Genomic DNA, 17220 nt, shown 5'->3' on the forward strand with positions numbered 1-17220 from the left:
ATGGGACAAAAAGTAAATCCGATAGCAAATCGTTTGGGATTCATCAAAGGATGGGACTCAAATTGGTTCGGTGGTGACAATTATGGCGACAAGCTGGTGGAAGACCAGAAGATCAGGAAATACCTGAACGCTCGTTTAGCCAAAGCCAGCATCTCAAGAATCGTTATCGAACGTACCTTGAAGCTGATTACCATCACCGTTCATACTTCACGTCCGGGTATTATTATTGGTAAAGGCGGTCAGGAAGTTGACAAACTGAAAGAAGAGCTGAAAAAACTTACCAATAAAGAGGTACAGATCAACATTTTCGAGATCAAACGTCCTGAACTCGATGCTAAGATCGTAGCAAGTAATATTGCACGTCAGATCGAAGGTAAAATTGCTTACCGCAGGGCAGTGAAAATGGCCATTGCATCCACCATGAGAATGGGAGCCGAAGGAATCAAAGTATTGGTTTCAGGTAGGTTGAACGGAGCAGAAATGGCTCGCTCTGAGATGTATAAAGACGGCCGTACACCGCTTCACACTTTGCGTGCCGATATCGACTACGCATTAGCAGAAGCCCTGACTAAAACCGGTTTAATCGGTGTAAAAGTCTGGATTTGTAAAGGCATGGTTTATGGAAATCGCGACCTTTCTCCAAATGTTGGACAAAAATCACAACAAGGTGGACGTCATCAAGGCGGAAACAAAGGTGGCGGCGGCAACCGTAGAGGTAGAAGAAAATAGTGGTATAACACTCACAATCTGAAAAAGAATGTTACAGCCGAAAAAAGTAAAATTTAGAAGAGTACAGAAGGGCCGAATGAAAGGTAACGCTCAGCGCGGTACTGAATTGGCATTCGGTTCATTTGGAATAAAGACGTTGGAAGAGACTTGGATTACCGGTCGCCAAATTGAAGCGGCGAGGGTTGCGGTAACACGTCATATGCAACGTCGTGGTCAAATATGGATCAGAATTTTCCCCGATAAACCTATTACCAAAAAACCTGCGGAAGTACGTATGGGTAAAGGTAAAGGTGCTCCTGAGGCATTTGTTGCTCCGGTATCTCCGGGTCGCATAATCATCGAAGCAGAAGGTGTGCCATTCGCAATGGCAAAAGAAGCTTTGAGATTGGCAGCTCAGAAACTTCCGGTAAAGACAAAATTTGTGGTTAGACGTGATTATGTTGAAGAATAAAAATTGGTGAATCATGAAAATTACTGAAATCAAAGAATTGACGAGCAAAGAGATCGTCGAAAGGTTACAGTCCGAAAAGGAAACCTTGGTTCGCCTAAGACTTAGCCACGCAGTTTCTCCGCTTGAGAACACTAATAAACTTAGAGAAAGCAAGCAGACAATTGCACGGTTGAAAACTGTTCTTCGCGATAGAGAATTAAACGAAAATCAGAATTAATCAACGATGGAAGAAAATAAATCAAGAAATCTCAGGAAAGAGAGAGTCGGGATCGTTGTCAGTGATAAGATGGACAAATCAATTGTGGTGGCTGAAAAACGTAAAGTGAAGCACCCGATCTATGGTAAGTTCGTTAACAAAACGACCAAATTCCATGTCCATGATGAGAAAAATGATTGCCACGTAGGTGATGTTGTAAGGATTATGGAAACACGTCCTTTAAGCAAAACCAAATGCTGGCGAGTAGTTGAAGTAATTGAAAGAGCGAAGTAATCATGATACAACAAGAATCAAGATGTTCGGTAGCCGATAACAGTGGCGCAAAAGAAGTTCTTTGTATTCGTGTATTAGGCGGAACAAGGAAACGCTATGCTTCTGTAGGCGACACGGTAGTGGTTACTGTGAAAAGTGCATTGCCAAACGGCGGTATCAAAAAAGGTACTGTGTCGAAAGCAATTGTTGTACGTACTAAAAAAGAAATTCGTCGCCAGGATGGATCTTACATCCGTTTCGACGATAACGCTGTAGTACTGTTAAACAACGCCGGCGAGATGCGTGGAACACGTATTTTCGGGCCAATTGCACGTGAATTGCGGGAGAAGAATATGAAAATTGTTTCACTCGCACCTGAAGTACTGTAATTAGAAAAAAGCTCAAAATGCAGAAAAAGTTACACATAAAAAAAGGTGACACTGTGGTTGTGATTACTGGCAACGACAAAGGCCGTAAAGGTCGCGTGTTGGAAGTAATCCGTAAAACCGACAGAGCAATTGTAGAAGGTGTAAACATGATCAAGAAACATACCAAGCCTAACGCGAAATCGCCGCAGGGAGGTATTATTGAACAGGAAGCACCAGTGCACATTTCCAACCTTATGTTGGTTGATCCAAAATCAGGACAAGCAACGCGTGTGGGTAGGAAATTGAATGACGATGGTAAATTAGTTCGTATTTCGAAAAAATCAGGAGAGGAGATTAAGTAATGGCTTACGTACCAACTCTTAAAAAGAAATATCAGGAAGAAATTGTACCTGCCCTAAAGAAAGAGTTCGATTACTCTTCTGTAATGCAGGTTCCGAAGTTGGAAAAAATAGTTCTTAACCAAGGTGTTGGAGCAGCAATCGCCGATAAAAAGCTGATTGACGTAGCTCAAACCGAAATGACAAAAATTGCCGGTCAAAAAGCCGTACTAACCTTGTCAAAAAAGGACATCTCCAATTTCAAATTGAGAAAGAAAATGCCTATTGGTGTTCGCGTAACTTTGCGTCGTAACCAAATGTATGAGTTCCTGGATCGCTTGATCGCTGTGGCACTGCCACGTATCCGCGACTTCAAAGGAATTGAAAGCAAAATGGACGGGCAAGGTAACTACACATTAGGTGTTCCGGAACAGATTATTTTCCCTGAGATCGTGCTTGACAAAGTAAGCAAGATCAATGGAATGAATATTACCTTTGTCACTTCTGCAAATACCGACGAAGAAGGATTTGCTTTGTTGAAAGAATTAGGTTTACCATTTAAAAACGTAAAAAAGAACTAAGCAATGGCTAAGGAATCAATGAAAGCACGCGAAGTTAAACGTGCAAAATTAGTTGAGAAATATGCCGAAAAACGTGCCAGGCTGAAAGAAGAAGGCGACTATGTTGGTTTGCAGAAACTTCCTAAAAATTCGTCTAAAATTCGTTTGCACAACCGTTGCAAACTAACCGGACGTCCGAAAGGATACATGCGCCAATTCGGTATCAGCAGGATTGATTTTAGGGAAATGGCCTCTAATGGTTTGATCCCCGGAGTTAAAAAGGCAAGTTGGTAATCGTTAAAAAACTTGAGAAATGAGTAAAGTAACAGATCCAATAGCAGATTATCTGACAAGGGTAAGAAATGCAATCATGGCTAAACACCGTGTGGTTGATATTCCTGCTTCAAATATGAAAAAGGAAATAACAAAATTGTTGAAAGACAAAGGTTATATCCTGAATTATAAATTCGAAGAAGAAGTAGGTTACCAGGGAAACATTAAGATTGCATTGAAATACAATCCGGAGACAAAAGTATCTGCAATTAAAGCGTTAGAACGCGTAAGTAAACCAGGTTTGCGTCAGTATTGTGATAGCACAAGTATTCCACGCGTACTAAATGGTTTAGGCATAGCAATTATCTCTACCTCAAAAGGTGTTATCACCGATAAAGAGGCTCGCGAGCTGAATGTAGGTGGAGAAGTTTTATGTTACGTATATTAAAAAGGAGGAACGGTCATGTCAAGAATAGGTAAATTACCCATTACAATTCCTGCCGGAGTAGAAGTTAAAGTAAGCGACGAGAACGTTGTGAGCGTTAAAGGACCTCTGGGAGAATTGTTTCAAAAAGTTGACCCGGCTATTGAAGTTGCCGTTGAAGACGGAACAATCAATGTTAGCAGGGGCAGCGATGCAAAACGTGAAAAGTCGATGCATGGACTATACCGCGCCTTGGTGAATAATATGGTAGAAGGTGTATCAAAAGGCTACGAATTAAAACTCGAACTTGTTGGGGTTGGATATCGTGTCGAATTGATGCCCGATAACGTACTCGACCTTGTGTTGGGTTTCGCTCACCATACTTACATCCAGCTTCCTTCTGAAATAAAAGTTGAAGCATTATCTGATAAACGTAGCAACCCGACTATTACCCTGAGGTGTCACGATAAACAATTGATTGGTCAGGCTGCCGCAAAAATCAGATCGTTCCGTAAACCTGAACCATATAAAGGTAAAGGTATTAAGTTTGTTGGCGAAGTATTGAGACGTAAAGCTGGTAAAGCAGCCGGGAAAAAATAATATCTAAAAAGATTCATTATTATGGCATTAACAAAAGTTCAAAGGCGAGCAAGAATAAAAAGCCGCGTACGTACAGTTGTTTCCGGCACAGCAGAACGTCCAAGATTGAGTGTTTTCAGAAGTAACAAACAGATCTACGCTCAACTGATTGATGATGTACAAGGAACAACTTTATGTGCTGCCTCTTCATCCGACAAAGCAATTATTGCAGCTGCCGGAACAAAGACAGAAAAAGCAGCACTGGTAGGAAAAGCTGTAGCTGAAAAAGCAATCGCAGCTGGTATCACTGAAGTTGTGTTCGATAGAAATGGTTATTTATACCACGGAAGAGTTAAACAATTAGCTGACGCTGCCCGCGAAGGTGGCCTTAAATTCTAAGATATCATGGCGAAAGTAAGTAACAAAGTAAAAACGAGCGACCTGGAATTAAAAGACAGGTTGGTAGCCATTAATCGTGTAACCAAAGTAACAAAAGGTGGACGTACATTCAGTTTCTCTGCCATTGTTGTAGTGGGCGACGAAAAAGGAATCGTAGGATGGGGCCTTGGAAAAGCAAGTGAAGTAACAACTGCGATTTCGAAAGGTGTAGATGCAGCTAAAAAGAACCTCGTGAAAATTCCGGTAATTAACGGGACAATTCCTCACGAACAAACTGCCAAATTTGGTGGCGCCGATGTATTACTGAAGCCTGCCACATCGGGTACCGGAGTAAAAGCCGGTGGTGCGATGCGCGCAGTACTTGAGAGTGTTGGTATTCACGACATTTTGGCTAAGTCAAAAGGCTCTTCCAACCCACATAACCTGGTAAAAGCAACTATGGCTGCTTTGCTTGAAATGAGGGATGCATATACAGTAGCCCAACACAGAGGTGTTTCATTAGAAAAAGTTTTTAAAGGATAACACGTTATGGCTAAGCTAAAAATTACACAAGTAAAAAGCAGTATCGGTTCAACAAAACGCCAAAAGGCAACACTTGAGGCATTGGGATTAACCAAACTCAATAATCCGGTTGAACACGAAGCTACTCCTCAAATTGTTGGCATGGTTAACAAATTGAGACATTTAATTAGTGTTGAAGAAGTTAAGTAATATTTCAAACATTGGAACAGGCCTTTGGGCCTTGTTCCAATTGTTGAAAGAAACATTTTAATCATAATATATTATGAATTTAAATAACTTACAACCTGCTGAAGGTGCGACTAAACAGTCGAAACGCATAGGTCGTGGACAAGGATCAGGACGTGGTGGAACATCTACTCGTGGTCATAAAGGTGCCAAGTCGCGTTCAGGTTATTCAAGGAAAATTGGTTTTGAAGGTGGTCAGATGCCTTTGCAACGTGTTGTTCCTAAATCGGGTTTTAAAAACATCAACCGTGTTGAATACAAAGCGATCAACCTGGATGTGGTAGAAAGCCTGGCAGTAAAAAATAACCTAACCGAAATCGACAAACAGGCGTTAATCGAAGCAGGTATCGCGTCGAAAAACGACAAGATCAAAATTCTTGGTGGCGGAACTTTAACTAAAAAACTAACCGTTAAAGCTAACGCATTTTCGAAAAGCGCGAAAGAGGCAATAGAAAAATTAGAAGGAACCACTGAAATACTTTAAACCGTAATGAAACGATTCATCGAGACCCTAAAGAATATTTATAAAATTGAAGACTTAAGGTTCAGAATTGGAACAACGTTGTTCTTCCTGTTAATTTACAGGTTAGGCTCCTTTGTTTCGTTACCGGGGATCGATCCGGCACAGTTAGAAAACCTCGAAAATCAAACTGCCGATGGTTTGCTGGGCTTGATCAACATGTTCTCGGGAGGTGCCTTTGCACAGGCTTCAGTTTTTGCTTTGGGTATTATGCCATATATTTCTGCCTCAATTGTTATCCAGTTAATGGGTATCGCCGTTCCCTATTTCCAGAGGTTGCAGAAAGAGGGAGAGTCAGGAAGGAGGAAAATCAATCAGATTACGCGCTATTTAACAGTGTTGATTCTGATTCCTCAGGCATCAGCGTATCTTACTAATCTACACATGCAGTTGCCCGACACAGCTTTCGCAATGAAAGGCATTTGGTTTAATGCTCCATCGATTGTGATTCTTACTGCGGGCTCGATGTTTGTACTTTGGTTAGGCGAACGCATTACCGATAAAGGAATTGGTAATGGTATTTCGCTGATCATTATGATTGGTATTATCGCTCGTTTGCCGATGGCCGTGGTCCAGGAATTTGGAGCACGTTTTGCCGCGGGCGGTTTAGTAATGTTCCTGGTAGAGTTTGTTATCCTGTTTATCGTGTTTATGGCGTCCATTGCGCTGGTTCAGGGAACCCGACGGATACCCGTACAATACGCCAAACGAATTGTTGGTAACAAACAATACGGCGGTGTACGTCAGTACATCCCATTAAAAGTAAACGCTGCAGGTGTTATGCCTATCATTTTTGCGCAAGCGATTATGATGGTGCCGATCACCATTGTTGGTGTTGCTAATTCCGAAAGTTTGACAGGGGTTGCAAACGCATTGTCAAACTTTACAGGATTCTGGTACAATTTTATTCAATTTTTATTAGTGGTAGCTTTTACGTATTTTTACACCGCTATTACTATTAACCCTACCCAAATGGCTGAGGATATGAAGAAAAACGGCGGGTTTATTCCGGGTGTTAAACCAGGAAAGAAAACCGTTGAATTTCTGGATACTGTGATGAGTAGGATAACGCTGCCCGGATCAATTTTCCTGGGGCTGATCACTATTCTTCCTGCTTTTGCCATGCTTATGGGAATTAGTCAGCAGTTCGCCTATTTTTACGGCGGTACATCGTTGCTGATTCTGGTAGGTGTTGTATTAGATACTTTACAACAGATTGAAAGCCACCTGTTGATGCGCCATTACGACGGACTGATGAAATCAGGACGTATTAAAGGCCGCCCGGGAATGGGAATGTAAAAAGTAATGAGATTTAGAAAAGTAACTTTAACAAAAGAATTGTAATTCACGTTTTTTATGGCAAAACATCCTTCGATAGAACAAGATGGAATTATTGTAGAAGCATTGTCTAACGCGATGTTTCGCGTTGAACTTGAAAATGGCCACGTAATAACCGGCCATATTTCAGGAAAAATGAGGATGCATTATATTAAAATTTTGCCAGGTGATAAAGTGAAAGTCGAAATGTCTCCTTACGACCTGACAAAAGGAAGAATTACATTCAGATATAAAAATTAGAGTGTATATAGTTGAAACGAGTCGCTTCCGTCTCTGACGGAGCGGTGAGTTTTCCCGCCAGTAAAAGCGGGACATCGAATACAAAATTTTTTAATAACTAGTAAGATGAAAACTCGTGTTTCAGTAAAAAAACGTAGCGACGACTGCAAAATTATCCGCAGGAAAGGACGTTTGTATGTGATTAATAAAAAGAACCCTAAGTTTAAACAACGTCAAGGGTAACATTAATCTGTAAAAATTAAATTTATGGCACGTATTGTAGGTGTTGATATTCCAAATAATAAAAGAGGTGAGGTTGCTCTTACCTATATTTATGGTATTGGCCGTAGTAGGTCCAATCATATCCTGGCAGAAGCCGGTGTAGATAAAGACCTGAAAGTGCAGGACTGGGATGACGACCAGCTTGCCGCTATTCGTACAGTAATCGGCAATAGCTTTAAAGTAGAGGGCGAATTGCGTTCTGAGATCCAGATGAACATCAAACGTTTGATGGACATCGGTTGTTACCGTGGTATTCGTCACCGTATTGGTTTGCCGGTACGCGGACAGAGCACAAAAAACAACGCTCGTACCCGTAAAGGAAAGCGTAAGACTGTTGCGAACAAAAAAATGGCCACTAAATAAGGAATTTGAGTTATGGCAAAAAAAACAGGAACAAGTAGAAAGAGAACTGTGGTGGTTGAAGCCAATGGTATGGCTCACATCCACTCGTCTTTCAACAATATCATTGTTACGCTGACCAATATGAACGGGGAAGTAATTTCCTGGTCGTCAGCTGGTAAAAAAGGATTCCGTGGTTCTAAAAAGAACACTCCCTATGCAGCTCAGGTTGCTTCTGAAGAGTGTGCTAAAACTGCTTATGACCTTGGACTTCGTAAAGTTAAGGTATTCGTTAAAGGGCCTGGTAACGGGCGTGAATCTGCTATCCGCGCGTTGGCTACTACAGGTATCCAGGTAACCGAGATTGTAGACGTTACACCGCTTCCACACAATGGTTGCAGGCCTCCTAAAAGACGTAGAGTTTAATTTTAAAACGAAAAGGAAATGGCAAGATATACAGGACCAAAATCTAAAATCGCCCGTAAATTCGGCGAGCCGATCTTCGGACCGGATAAAGTTTTCGAGCACAAAAACTATCCTCCGGGAATGCACGGTTTAGCTTCGAAAAGAAGAAAAACTTCGGAATACGGGTTGCAGTTGAAAGAAAAGCAAAAAGCAAAATATACCTATGGTGTATTGGAAAGACAATTCCGCTCTTTGTTCAAAAAAGCACAGGCTTCTAAAGGGGTAACCGGTGAAGTATTGCTGCAGTTACTTGAATCAAGATTGGATAACGTTGTTTTCCGTATGGGTATTGCTAAAACAAGAGCTGCTGCTCGTCAGTTTGTGTCGCACAAACACATTACTGTAAACGGAAACGTAGTAAATATTCCATCGTATCAGGTTAAACCGGGCGACGTTATTGGCGTTCGTGAAAAATCAAAATCGCTGGAAGCAATTACTGACTCATTGCATTCGCGTAGAAGTTCACAATACGAATGGTTGGAGTGGGATGGAGAAAAACTGGCCGGTAAATTTCTGAACCGTCCGGAACGCGAAGAAATTCCAGAAAACATCAAAGAACAGCTGATCGTAGAGTTGTATTCAAAATAATAAATTTACTAAAGTTATTATGGCAATATTAGCATTCCAGAAGCCTGACAAGGTGATAATGTTAGAGTCCGACGACAAAGTCGGTAAATTCGAGTTTCGTCCCTTAGAACCTGGGTACGGTATTACGGTCGGTAATGCACTGCGTCGAATCCTTTTATCGTCGTTGGAAGGCTATGCAATTACAACTGTTAAAATTGAAGGTGTTGACCATGAGTTTTCTACGATTAAAGGAGTTATTGAAGATGTAACTGAAATTATCCTTAATCTGAAACAAGTTCGCTTTAAGAACGAAGTGGAAGACTTTGACAGTGAAAAAGTTTCTATATCGGTTACCGGACAGGAACAATTAACTGCAGGCGACATCAACAAATTTATGACAGGTTTCCGTGTTCTGAACCCGGAGCTTGTAATTTGCAGAATGGAACCTGATGTAAAAATCCAGATGGAGATAACCATTAACAAAGGTCGTGGTTATGTTCCGGCGGTAGAAAACAAACCGGTAGAGGAAGAGTTTGGATTGATCCCGATCGATTCAATCTTCACCCCAATTAAAAACGTGAAATACGCTGTTGAAAACTACCGTGTTGAACAAAAAACTGACTACGAAAAGCTGGTTTTAGACATCACTACCGACGGTTCTGTCCACCCGAAAGACGCATTAAAAGAAGCAGCTAAAATTCTGATTTATCACTTCATGCTGTTCTCAGATGAAAAGATCACTCTTGACACTGATGAGAAATTTGCCAACGAAGAGTTTGATGAAGAAGTGTTGCACATGCGTCAGTTACTGAAAACTAAACTGGTTGACATGGATCTTTCAGTTCGTGCATTGAACTGTCTGAAAGCGGCCGATGTTGATACATTGGGCGACCTGGTTACTTACAACCGCAACGACCTGTTGAAATTCAGAAACTTCGGAAAGAAATCGTTAACGGAATTGGATGACCTCCTGGATAACATGGGTCTGAACTTTGGAATGGATATTTCCAAGTATAAACTTGATAAGGAGTAACAAGCAATGAGACATAATAAGAAATTTAATCATTTAGGCCGTAAATCAGCGCATCGTAAAGCGATGTTGGCAAACATGGCTAGTTCTCTTATCGAGCATAAGAGAATCACAACTACAGTGCAAAAAGCGAAAGCTTTGCGTATGTATGTTGAGCCATTGATTACCAAAGCAAAAGACGATACTACACATTCTCGCAGGGTTGTTTTCAGCTATCTGCAGAATAAAGAAGCTGTATCTGAATTATTCAGAGAAGTAGCTGCAAAAGTAGCCGATCGTCCGGGCGGGTATACTCGTATCCTGAAAACAGGAAACCGCTTAGGTGACAACGCTGAAATGTGTATCATGGAGTTGGTTGATTTCAACGAACTGATGATGGCAGGCAAAGAAGAAGCAGGAAAAGGCAAAAAACGCCGCTCACGTCGTGGTGCAGGCAAAAAAGCTGAAACTACTGCTCCTGTAGCAGAAGTGAAAGAAACTCCTGTTGCTGAAGCAGCTGCCGAGGAACCGAAAGCCGAAGAAAGCACTGATTCTGCAGAAGAAAAGAAAGAAGAATAGAGATTTTCTTTTAAACGATAAGAAAGCCGGTTTGTCTATTTGACTGACCGGCTTTTCGTTGTTTAAAAATGAACAAAATGCCCCTCTTTATTATTATTTAACTCGAAGAAGCAAATCAATAAAACGGGTTTAGCTTATCTTCACAAATTATATTACATACCTCAAAATTTGAATGCATATGAAAACAATGAATTATTTGGCGATTTTTATGTTATGTGGTGTTTTGATTTTCTCCGGGTGTTCGGGATCAAAATGGGCTGAAAAAAGTAACACTACCAAAGGCGGTGTAATTGGCGGAACCGGTGGTGCTGCCTTGGGTGCTGCCATTGGTGCCATTGCCGGTAAAGGAAAAGGAGCTGCTATTGGCGCAGCCGTAGGTGGAGCCGTTGGAACGGGTGCCGGTGTACTTATCGGGAAGAAAATGGACAAGCAGCAGGCAGAACTTGAAGCGATTGAAGGCGCGCAGGTAGAAACTGTTACCGACGTAAATAACCTGCAGGCGATTAAGGTTACGTTTGATAGCGGAATCTTGTTTGCCACCGGTAAAAGCTTGTTGAATGAAGCCTCAAAACAGTCATTGACCAAGTTTGCTGCTTCTCTGCAGTCGAACCCCGCTACCGATGTTACCATTTACGGGCATACCGACAATACCGGTTCACGTGCGATCAATGAAAAACTATCGAACGAACGTGCCGAGTCAGTGGCCAAATACCTTATCGATAAAGGTGTGAGCGGAGGTCGTTTGACAACAGAAGGAAAAGCATACGACGAACCGGTTGCTGACAATTCAACTGCCGCAGGAAGGGCTCTAAACCGCCGTGTGGAAGTTTACATTACGGCCAACGAACAAATGATTCAGGAAGCTGAACAAGGTACTTTGAAGTAATAGATACAAAACGGATAAAGGAAATCCCGGGTATTTGCCCGGGATTTTTTTGCTTTCCACAAGCGGTTTACCCACTTCGTTTTCCTTTATGGAGCATTCAGTTACAGTAACCCAAAAGTTCCGGCTGGAAAGGATCTCACTTTGACGGAGTTGTGCATTATCCAAAATGATCATGCAATCTGCAAGGGCCAAAGAGGATAATCTAATTTATTCTGTTAAATTTAAATTTGCTTATATCAAATAAACCGAATAGTATGACTCAAAGAAATCATTCTCTTACACGAAGAAATTTTATTCGCACAACTGCTGCGGGAACCGCTGCTCTGGCGTTTGCTCCTTTTGCCGCCTGTAGTCCAGCCGATTCAGGTTCGACTTTTGGAGGTGTGCACATAGGTGTTATCACCTACAGTTGGCGAAGCATGGCAAGCACTGCGCAGGACATTATCAACTATTGCAAACAAGGCAATATCACCTCGCTGGAGCTAATGGGGCCGGTGGCAGAGGAATTTGCCGGTATGCCGCCAAGTGCACCACGTCCGCCAAGAGGTGCTGAACTAACAGAAGAAGAAAAGAACGCCTACCAAGAAGCCAGTCAGGCTGCTGCTCAAAAGCAAAAAGAGTGGCGTGTATCCTGCGATTTTGGGAAATACAAAGAGTTAAAGAAAATGTTCGACGAGGCGGGTATTCATATTCATACGGTAAAATTCGCGCCGGCCAACTGGAGCGATGAAGAAACGGATTATGCATTTAAAGCTGCGAAGGTTTTAGGGGCGGGTGCTGTAACCAATGAAATTGGCGACAAAGCTTGCAGAAGGCTGGGAAAATTTGCGGAAAAACACGGTATGGTAGCTGCATACCACAACCATTCTCAGCCGGGAGAACCTGGTTTTAACTTTGAAGATTTCCTGGCACATTCTCCGGCCAATAAGCTGAACCTGGATGTGGGCCATTATTTCGGATCAACCGGACTGCATCCCAACGAGCTTATCGAAAAATTGCACGACCGTATTTACAGCATTCACATAAAAGATAAAACAGGTAAAAATGCTGATCCTGCGAATACCAATCGTTCGTGGGGAGAAGGCGATACTCCGTTGGCTGATATTCTGGGATTGATTAAAAAGAATAAATGGCCGATTTATGCCGATGTTGAATTGGAATACGATATTCCGGAGGGCTCCGATGCGCAGACTGAAATTGTGAAGTGTGTGGAGTATTGTAAGAATATACTTTCGTAGCTACGAGTCGCGAGCTACAAGCTGCGAGTAAAAAATCAGGGATGCAATTTTGCATCCCTGATTTTTTATCTGCCAACTACAACTGAACACTGATTACTAAAACCGCTTCCCCCACCATCTTTTCAAACGCTCCAGAATTTTAAGCTCTGAAGCATTTTGTTGCGGATGGTAGAAGCGCTCCTTTTTTACTTCTTTGGGCAGAAAATCCTGCTCCACAAAATTACCATCGTAGGCATGCGCATATTTATAGTCTTTTCCGTAACCGATTTCTTTCATCAGCTTGGTTGGTGCGTTCCGAATGTGCAGCGGCACCGGTAGATTGCCAGTTCTTCTGACTGTTGAAATGGCTGCATCAATGGCTTCGTAGGCTGAGTTACTTTTGGGTGAAGTGGCCAGGTAAATCACACATTCCGAAAGAATGATCCGTGCCTCGGGATTGCCGATTTTATGTACCGCATCAAAAGTGCTTTGTGCCAGCAGCAAGGCATTGGGATTTGCCAGGCCTACATCTTCGGCTGAAAGGATCAGCAAACGACGGGCAATAAATTTTATATCTTCGCCACCTTCCAGCATTCGGGCCAGCCAGTACACCGCGGCATCGGGATCGCTTCCCCTGATGCTTTTTATAAAGGCCGAAATAATATCGTAATGCATTTCGCCCTGCTTGTCGTAAATCGCCAGGTTCTTTTGCAAACGGTCGGTTACTTTCTTATCCGTGATCGTAATCTCGTTGCCTTCTTCTCCCATGACTACCAGCTCCAGAACATTCAGCAGTTTTCGGGCATCACCACCCGAGAAGCGCAGCATCGCCTGGTCTTCTTCCAGTGTGATTTTTTTATCTTTCAGAACACTGTCTTTTTTTATCGCCTGCGCGATAATGTTCAGAAGCGCTTCCTTATCGAGATGGTTCAAAACATACACTTGGCAACGCGAGAGCAGGGGAGAGATCACCTCGAACGATGGGTTTTCAGTGGTGGCTCCCACCAGGGTAATCGTGCCATCTTCTACGGCACCCAACAGCGAATCTTGTTGTGACTTACTAAAACGGTGGATCTCGTCGATAAAAAGAATGGGATTGGGACGGCTGAAGAATTGTTGTTTCTTGGCTTTTTCAATCACATCCCGAATGTCTTTCACGCCCGAGTTGATGGCACTTAGTGTAAAAAACGGACGGTCGAGTGTATTGGCAATAATGCGCGCCAGTGTTGTTTTTCCAACCCCGGGAGGTCCCCACAAAATTAAGGAGGTAATGTTCCCGGATTCAATCATTTTTCGCAAAACCGCACCTTGCCCCACTAAATGCTCCTGCCCGATGTAATCGTCGAGCGTACGTGGCCGAAGGCGTTCTGCAAGTGGTTGATTGCTCATTGTTCCGGAATTTTATACAGTCGGAAGACTTTGTTGAGGCACAAAAATAAGCAATTTATTCGACGATGATGTCGTACTTCTGTAAAAGCCCGATCACGTTTTGATGCGAGAAACGGGCATTGTAGATTTCATTTTTCTCCGGATCGATGGAAAACTGATAAGCGGTCGATAAATCGGCACGTTCCAGGTTGGTATTATCAAAAATAGTACCGATCAGGTCGCAATCAGCAAAGATGGCTTCCGTGAGATCTGTTTCCGAGAAATCGACTTCTTCGAGTTTGCAGCCCGTAAACGTTGTCTTTTTTAGTTTTTGCTTATAAAAGGTAGAAAAGCTGAGGTTACAGTTTTCGAATTTCATGGCGAGCAGGAAAGGATTACACTCGTCGAATGCCAGTCCGATCAGCTTGCAGTTATTGAATGCTACGTTCTGAAAAGCAGTGTTCCGGATCACAGCCATTCCGAGATCGCAGTTTTCAAAAGTGCAATCCATGAACATACTGCTCATGAGGTTGACTTCGGCTAAGTTACAATTGATAAAATGACAACCCTCAAATTCAGCTCCTTGGACTTCCAAATCACTGAAAATCTCATTTTTAAAGGTCTTTCCTTCGGTAAACTTTCCCATTGTTTCGCAATTATTCATGCAAAATTAACCGAAAACACGAGAAAGCTATTGAACAAGTACTTTTATGGTTTGCTCACTTTGCGCTGATTTTACCTGTACAAAATAAATTCCTGATTTGGCCGGTGCAACAATTCGGTTTTCTGATGTAAGAACTTGCCCGGAATACATTTTTCTCCCTGTAATGTCATAAATCGAAATCTCAGGAACTCCCCTGTAGCCGTCTAACTTGATTGTCAGCTGTTCGCCTCTCAGAACCGGATTGGGGAAAACAGAAACTTCTGATTTGTTTTCAACCGGACCCGGAATTCCTGTAACGAGGCTTTTGTCTGTTGTATAGATCCTTTCGTCATATTTTTGGATCATAAAAATTCTTCCTTCGGATGTTTCTACAAAAAACTGCTCGGTTCTTACGTTTAGTGTATCAGTACCTAGTCCATAATCCAGAATTTCCCAATTACTGCCATCTTTCGAAAAGCAGGTACCACCCACATTAATGTACCCATTTATTGAGCTGTACCAATCACCATTTTTCGAGATATACCTGTTGTTGATCGGATCATCTTCCCACCAATGAGCGTGTTCTCCCATTATCATTACTTTCCAGAAACTGGCGTTGGAAACATCGTTGATACTTTTACTTAAATTCAGACCGACCCAAAAGTTGCTTGCTGTTCCATTAAAGCTCATGTAAATACTGTCGTTGGAAAGGATGGATAATCCGGTTGCCTTAACTATTTTGATTGGGCTGGCCAGATCATCAACATTGATGGTTACTTTTTGCCACAACAAACCACTGGTTTCCGAAATAAAAAGACCGCCGGCACCGGTGCTGTTTATGTCAGAAGTGATAAGATAAACCCGGTCGTTTTTATCGACAGCGACCTTGGTACAGCCGGGGTTAGAGTTTAGCCCGTTGTTGCGTTTGCTCCAGGACGCGCCATTGTTGCCCGAGAAAAAGATTCCGTCTCCCTTTTCTTCTATCCCGGTAATGGCAAATAGTTCACCGTAACTGTTCTCGGTTAATTGAGTTACCGGGTAGATTGAGTTGATCGCAACAGAATCCCAGGTTATTCCCGTGTCATCAGAGAAAAATATTTTTCCCTTTCCGCCGGCAAATATTCTCCCTTTGTTTGAGGCGTAAACCGTGAATAGTTCTGAACAGTCCAATCCTTTTTCGAGGCTGTAGCATTCATCGGTGCTTCGCAATACCGAATTCCGGGTACTAACCAGAATTACTGAATCGTTTGAAAGGGTGATTCCCGTTTTAGGCCCCCCCCAGAATTCGTTGGTGGTTAACCAAAACTGTTGTCCGCTACCTTGGTAAAACTGAAACAACAGCAGCGTTAATAAAAAAAGTTTAATTGTTTTCATGTTTGTGCTTTGTATTAATCTGTTAACGAAGGGGTAGATGTTATTTTCAGTTCGATGGTTGCGTTGGTAACCAATTTTTTTGCTTGAGTGAAAAGAAACGGGAAAAACTCAAACGTCGTAATTTTTGGAAATCCACGATTCTGCCTGGGAAATGGTTTCACAGAGTATAGTTGTGACCTTATTGTTACTTCGCTTTTTTAGTTCTACCGATGAAAATTTGGAAAACATATCGGGCGAAATAATGCTGATGTTGTAGCGCAAGCCATGTTCAAAATTAAGCGGGAAAAAGTAGTTGGTAATCCAATCCACCAATCCGGCCCAGGCACCTTCCAGTTCCTTGGTGTCGTGCACATGAAACTTACAGTTCTTTTTCGAGCCTTCCCGCTTTTGCCACTCATACATCCGCATCGAAGCCGTTTTAACTTCTTCTTCGGAACACGGGCCCATCCATTTCATGAGCAGGTAGTTCTTTTGTGGCTCGTAGCTTATTTTTCCGTAGAGCTCACCCGAAGCATTTCTGATAAGGTCAACAACTATCATTTAAAACGGTGAAATTTGTGAAAGAAAAAATACTCAATTTTCCATTAATTCCGGCAATACAAAATGCACATTGTGAGCGGCAGCATGTTCAAATGCTTTCGATACATCCATTTTACTGAAATCGGGTACTTTCTGAAGGTCAGGAAGGGGAGTGTTCTCTTCCACGGTAGTTCCGATAACTCTGAAATAATCCAGCAGATTTCCGGGGCTGAGTAAAACCACCATCTTCCCAGGTGTTTGTCCAACGTTTTTAAAGGTGTGAATGGCGTTCGACGGAACATGAATAACACTGCCCTGGCAAGCTTTGAAAGGATTCTGAATATCATTCAAAATAAATTCAAATGTACCTTCCACAATGTAAAATATTTCTTCGTCGGGGTGGGTGTGTGGGGGCGGTCCTCCCAGTGGCGGAACATTTTCTTCAAAAATGGCATACTCATTTCCTGTTTCTCGATTGCTCACCAATACTTTGATAAGATCGGTTAGTACGATCAATTCTTCGTTCTTCTTTTCTGTTTTCATTTTCTTCATTTTGTT

29 protein-coding genes are annotated in these 17220 nt (G+C 42.3%); 24 read left to right on the forward strand and 5 right to left on the reverse strand.

Going from position 1 to position 17220, the window contains the following annotated elements; translation table 11 throughout:
- The 24 genes from rpsC to INQ51_RS15245 all read left to right on the forward strand — a co-directional run bounded on the left by rpsC (position 1) and on the right by INQ51_RS15245 (position 12779).
- The gene (rpsC, locus tag INQ51_RS15130) at positions 1–729 is read left to right on the forward strand and encodes a 30S ribosomal protein S3 (RefSeq protein WP_233378807.1); all 729 of its coding nucleotides are present in this window, start codon (positions 1–3) and stop codon (positions 727–729) included.
- A 28-nt stretch (positions 730–757) separates the two neighbouring features.
- On the forward strand, positions 758–1180 hold the full coding sequence (gene rplP / locus INQ51_RS15135) for a 50S ribosomal protein L16 (RefSeq protein ID WP_119439697.1): 423 nt from the start codon (positions 758–760) through the stop codon (positions 1178–1180).
- Between the two features lie 13 nt (positions 1181–1193).
- Positions 1194–1397 (forward strand): 50S ribosomal protein L29, encoded by a 204-nt coding sequence (rpmC, locus tag INQ51_RS15140; RefSeq protein WP_233378808.1) that lies wholly within the window; start codon positions 1194–1196, stop codon positions 1395–1397.
- Positions 1398–1403: 6 nt separating this feature from the next.
- The gene (rpsQ, locus tag INQ51_RS15145; protein WP_233378809.1) at positions 1404–1670 is read left to right on the forward strand and encodes a 30S ribosomal protein S17; all 267 of its coding nucleotides are present in this window, start codon (positions 1404–1406) and stop codon (positions 1668–1670) included.
- 2 nt (positions 1671–1672) lie between these two features.
- Entirely contained in the window at positions 1673–2038 is a 366-nt protein-coding gene (rplN, locus tag INQ51_RS15150; protein WP_119439700.1) for a 50S ribosomal protein L14, read from the forward strand.
- Between the two features lie 17 nt (positions 2039–2055).
- Positions 2056–2379 (forward strand): 50S ribosomal protein L24, encoded by a 324-nt coding sequence (gene rplX, locus INQ51_RS15155; RefSeq protein ID WP_119439701.1) that lies wholly within the window; start codon positions 2056–2058, stop codon positions 2377–2379.
- Positions 2379–2936 (forward strand): 50S ribosomal protein L5, encoded by a 558-nt coding sequence (gene rplE, locus INQ51_RS15160; protein ID WP_119439702.1) that lies wholly within the window; start codon positions 2379–2381, stop codon positions 2934–2936. The genes rplX and rplE overlap by 1 nt, the downstream gene beginning before the upstream one ends.
- 3 nt (positions 2937–2939) lie before the next feature.
- Positions 2940–3209 carry a 30S ribosomal protein S14 gene (gene rpsN / locus INQ51_RS15165; protein WP_119439703.1) on the forward strand — a complete coding sequence of 90 codons (270 nt, stop codon included), beginning with the start codon at positions 2940–2942 and terminating at the stop codon, positions 3207–3209.
- A 19-nt stretch (positions 3210–3228) separates the two neighbouring features.
- Positions 3229–3636, forward strand: coding sequence for a 30S ribosomal protein S8 (gene rpsH / locus INQ51_RS15170; RefSeq protein WP_119439704.1), 408 nt, complete (start codon positions 3229–3231; stop codon positions 3634–3636).
- A 15-nt stretch (positions 3637–3651) separates the two neighbouring features.
- Positions 3652–4212, forward strand: coding sequence for a 50S ribosomal protein L6 (gene rplF, locus INQ51_RS15175; protein WP_233378810.1), 561 nt, complete (start codon positions 3652–3654; stop codon positions 4210–4212).
- A 15-nt stretch (positions 4213–4227) separates the two neighbouring features.
- Positions 4228–4590 (forward strand): 50S ribosomal protein L18, encoded by a 363-nt coding sequence (gene rplR / locus INQ51_RS15180; RefSeq protein ID WP_410796431.1) that lies wholly within the window; start codon positions 4228–4230, stop codon positions 4588–4590.
- A gap of 6 nt (positions 4591–4596) precedes the next feature.
- Positions 4597–5112: a 30S ribosomal protein S5 gene (rpsE, locus tag INQ51_RS15185; protein WP_119439707.1), complete on the forward strand. Its 516-nt coding sequence runs from the start codon at positions 4597–4599 to the stop codon at positions 5110–5112.
- Positions 5113–5118: 6 nt separating this feature from the next.
- The gene (rpmD, locus tag INQ51_RS15190; RefSeq protein WP_119439708.1) at positions 5119–5301 is read left to right on the forward strand and encodes a 50S ribosomal protein L30; all 183 of its coding nucleotides are present in this window, start codon (positions 5119–5121) and stop codon (positions 5299–5301) included.
- A 73-nt stretch (positions 5302–5374) separates the two neighbouring features.
- Complete coding sequence (gene rplO / locus INQ51_RS15195) at positions 5375–5821, forward strand: 50S ribosomal protein L15 (RefSeq protein ID WP_233378811.1); 447 nt, start codon at positions 5375–5377, stop codon at positions 5819–5821.
- 6 nt (positions 5822–5827) lie between these two features.
- Positions 5828–7156 carry a preprotein translocase subunit SecY gene (gene secY / locus INQ51_RS15200; protein WP_119439710.1) on the forward strand — a complete coding sequence of 443 codons (1329 nt, stop codon included), beginning with the start codon at positions 5828–5830 and terminating at the stop codon, positions 7154–7156.
- Between the two features lie 57 nt (positions 7157–7213).
- On the forward strand, positions 7214–7435 hold the full coding sequence (gene infA / locus INQ51_RS15205) for a translation initiation factor IF-1 (protein ID WP_119439711.1): 222 nt from the start codon (positions 7214–7216) through the stop codon (positions 7433–7435).
- 105 nt (positions 7436–7540) lie between these two features.
- Positions 7541–7657, forward strand: a complete 117-nt coding sequence (gene rpmJ / locus INQ51_RS15210; protein WP_119439712.1) for a 50S ribosomal protein L36 — start codon at positions 7541–7543, stop codon at positions 7655–7657.
- Positions 7658–7681: 24 nt separating this feature from the next.
- Positions 7682–8059, forward strand: a complete 378-nt coding sequence (rpsM, locus tag INQ51_RS15215) for a 30S ribosomal protein S13 (RefSeq protein WP_119439713.1) — start codon at positions 7682–7684, stop codon at positions 8057–8059.
- Between the two features lie 12 nt (positions 8060–8071).
- Positions 8072–8461, forward strand: coding sequence for a 30S ribosomal protein S11 (rpsK, locus tag INQ51_RS15220; protein ID WP_119439714.1), 390 nt, complete (start codon positions 8072–8074; stop codon positions 8459–8461).
- A gap of 18 nt (positions 8462–8479) precedes the next feature.
- Positions 8480–9088 (forward strand): 30S ribosomal protein S4, encoded by a 609-nt coding sequence (rpsD, locus tag INQ51_RS15225; protein ID WP_233378812.1) that lies wholly within the window; start codon positions 8480–8482, stop codon positions 9086–9088.
- A 19-nt stretch (positions 9089–9107) separates the two neighbouring features.
- On the forward strand, positions 9108–10100 hold the full coding sequence (locus INQ51_RS15230) for a DNA-directed RNA polymerase subunit alpha (protein ID WP_233378813.1): 993 nt from the start codon (positions 9108–9110) through the stop codon (positions 10098–10100).
- A gap of 6 nt (positions 10101–10106) precedes the next feature.
- On the forward strand, positions 10107–10655 hold the full coding sequence (gene rplQ / locus INQ51_RS15235; RefSeq protein ID WP_410796392.1) for a 50S ribosomal protein L17: 549 nt from the start codon (positions 10107–10109) through the stop codon (positions 10653–10655).
- 178 nt (positions 10656–10833) lie between these two features.
- Positions 10834–11541, forward strand: a complete 708-nt coding sequence (locus INQ51_RS15240; RefSeq protein WP_233378814.1) for an OmpA family protein — start codon at positions 10834–10836, stop codon at positions 11539–11541.
- A gap of 254 nt (positions 11542–11795) precedes the next feature.
- Positions 11796–12779 (forward strand): sugar phosphate isomerase/epimerase family protein, encoded by a 984-nt coding sequence (locus INQ51_RS15245; protein WP_233378815.1) that lies wholly within the window; start codon positions 11796–11798, stop codon positions 12777–12779.
- Positions 12780–12875: 96 nt separating this feature from the next.
- On the opposite strand, the gene INQ51_RS15250 is transcribed toward INQ51_RS15245, so the two are convergent.
- The 5 genes from INQ51_RS15250 to INQ51_RS15270 form a co-directional block, all read right to left on the reverse strand.
- Positions 12876–14147, reverse strand: a complete 1272-nt coding sequence (locus INQ51_RS15250; protein ID WP_233378816.1) for a replication-associated recombination protein A — start codon at positions 14145–14147, stop codon at positions 12876–12878.
- A 55-nt stretch (positions 14148–14202) separates the two neighbouring features.
- On the reverse strand, positions 14203–14772 hold the full coding sequence (locus INQ51_RS15255; protein ID WP_233378817.1) for a pentapeptide repeat-containing protein: 570 nt from the start codon (positions 14770–14772) through the stop codon (positions 14203–14205).
- Positions 14773–14817: 45 nt separating this feature from the next.
- Positions 14818–16143: a T9SS type A sorting domain-containing protein gene (locus tag INQ51_RS15260; RefSeq protein ID WP_233378818.1), complete on the reverse strand. Its 1326-nt coding sequence runs from the start codon at positions 16141–16143 to the stop codon at positions 14818–14820.
- Between the two features lie 108 nt (positions 16144–16251).
- The gene (locus tag INQ51_RS15265; RefSeq protein WP_233378819.1) at positions 16252–16683 is read right to left on the reverse strand and encodes a hypothetical protein; all 432 of its coding nucleotides are present in this window, start codon (positions 16681–16683) and stop codon (positions 16252–16254) included.
- Positions 16684–16716: 33 nt separating this feature from the next.
- A complete protein-coding gene (locus INQ51_RS15270) occupies positions 16717–17205 on the reverse strand; it encodes a cupin domain-containing protein (RefSeq protein ID WP_233378820.1) in 489 nt (162 codons plus the stop codon).
- Positions 17206–17220 lie beyond the last annotated feature (15 nt).

It is taken from the genome of Maribellus sp. CM-23 (assembly GCF_021354595.1).
GTDB lineage: Bacteria > Bacteroidota > Bacteroidia > Bacteroidales > Prolixibacteraceae > Draconibacterium.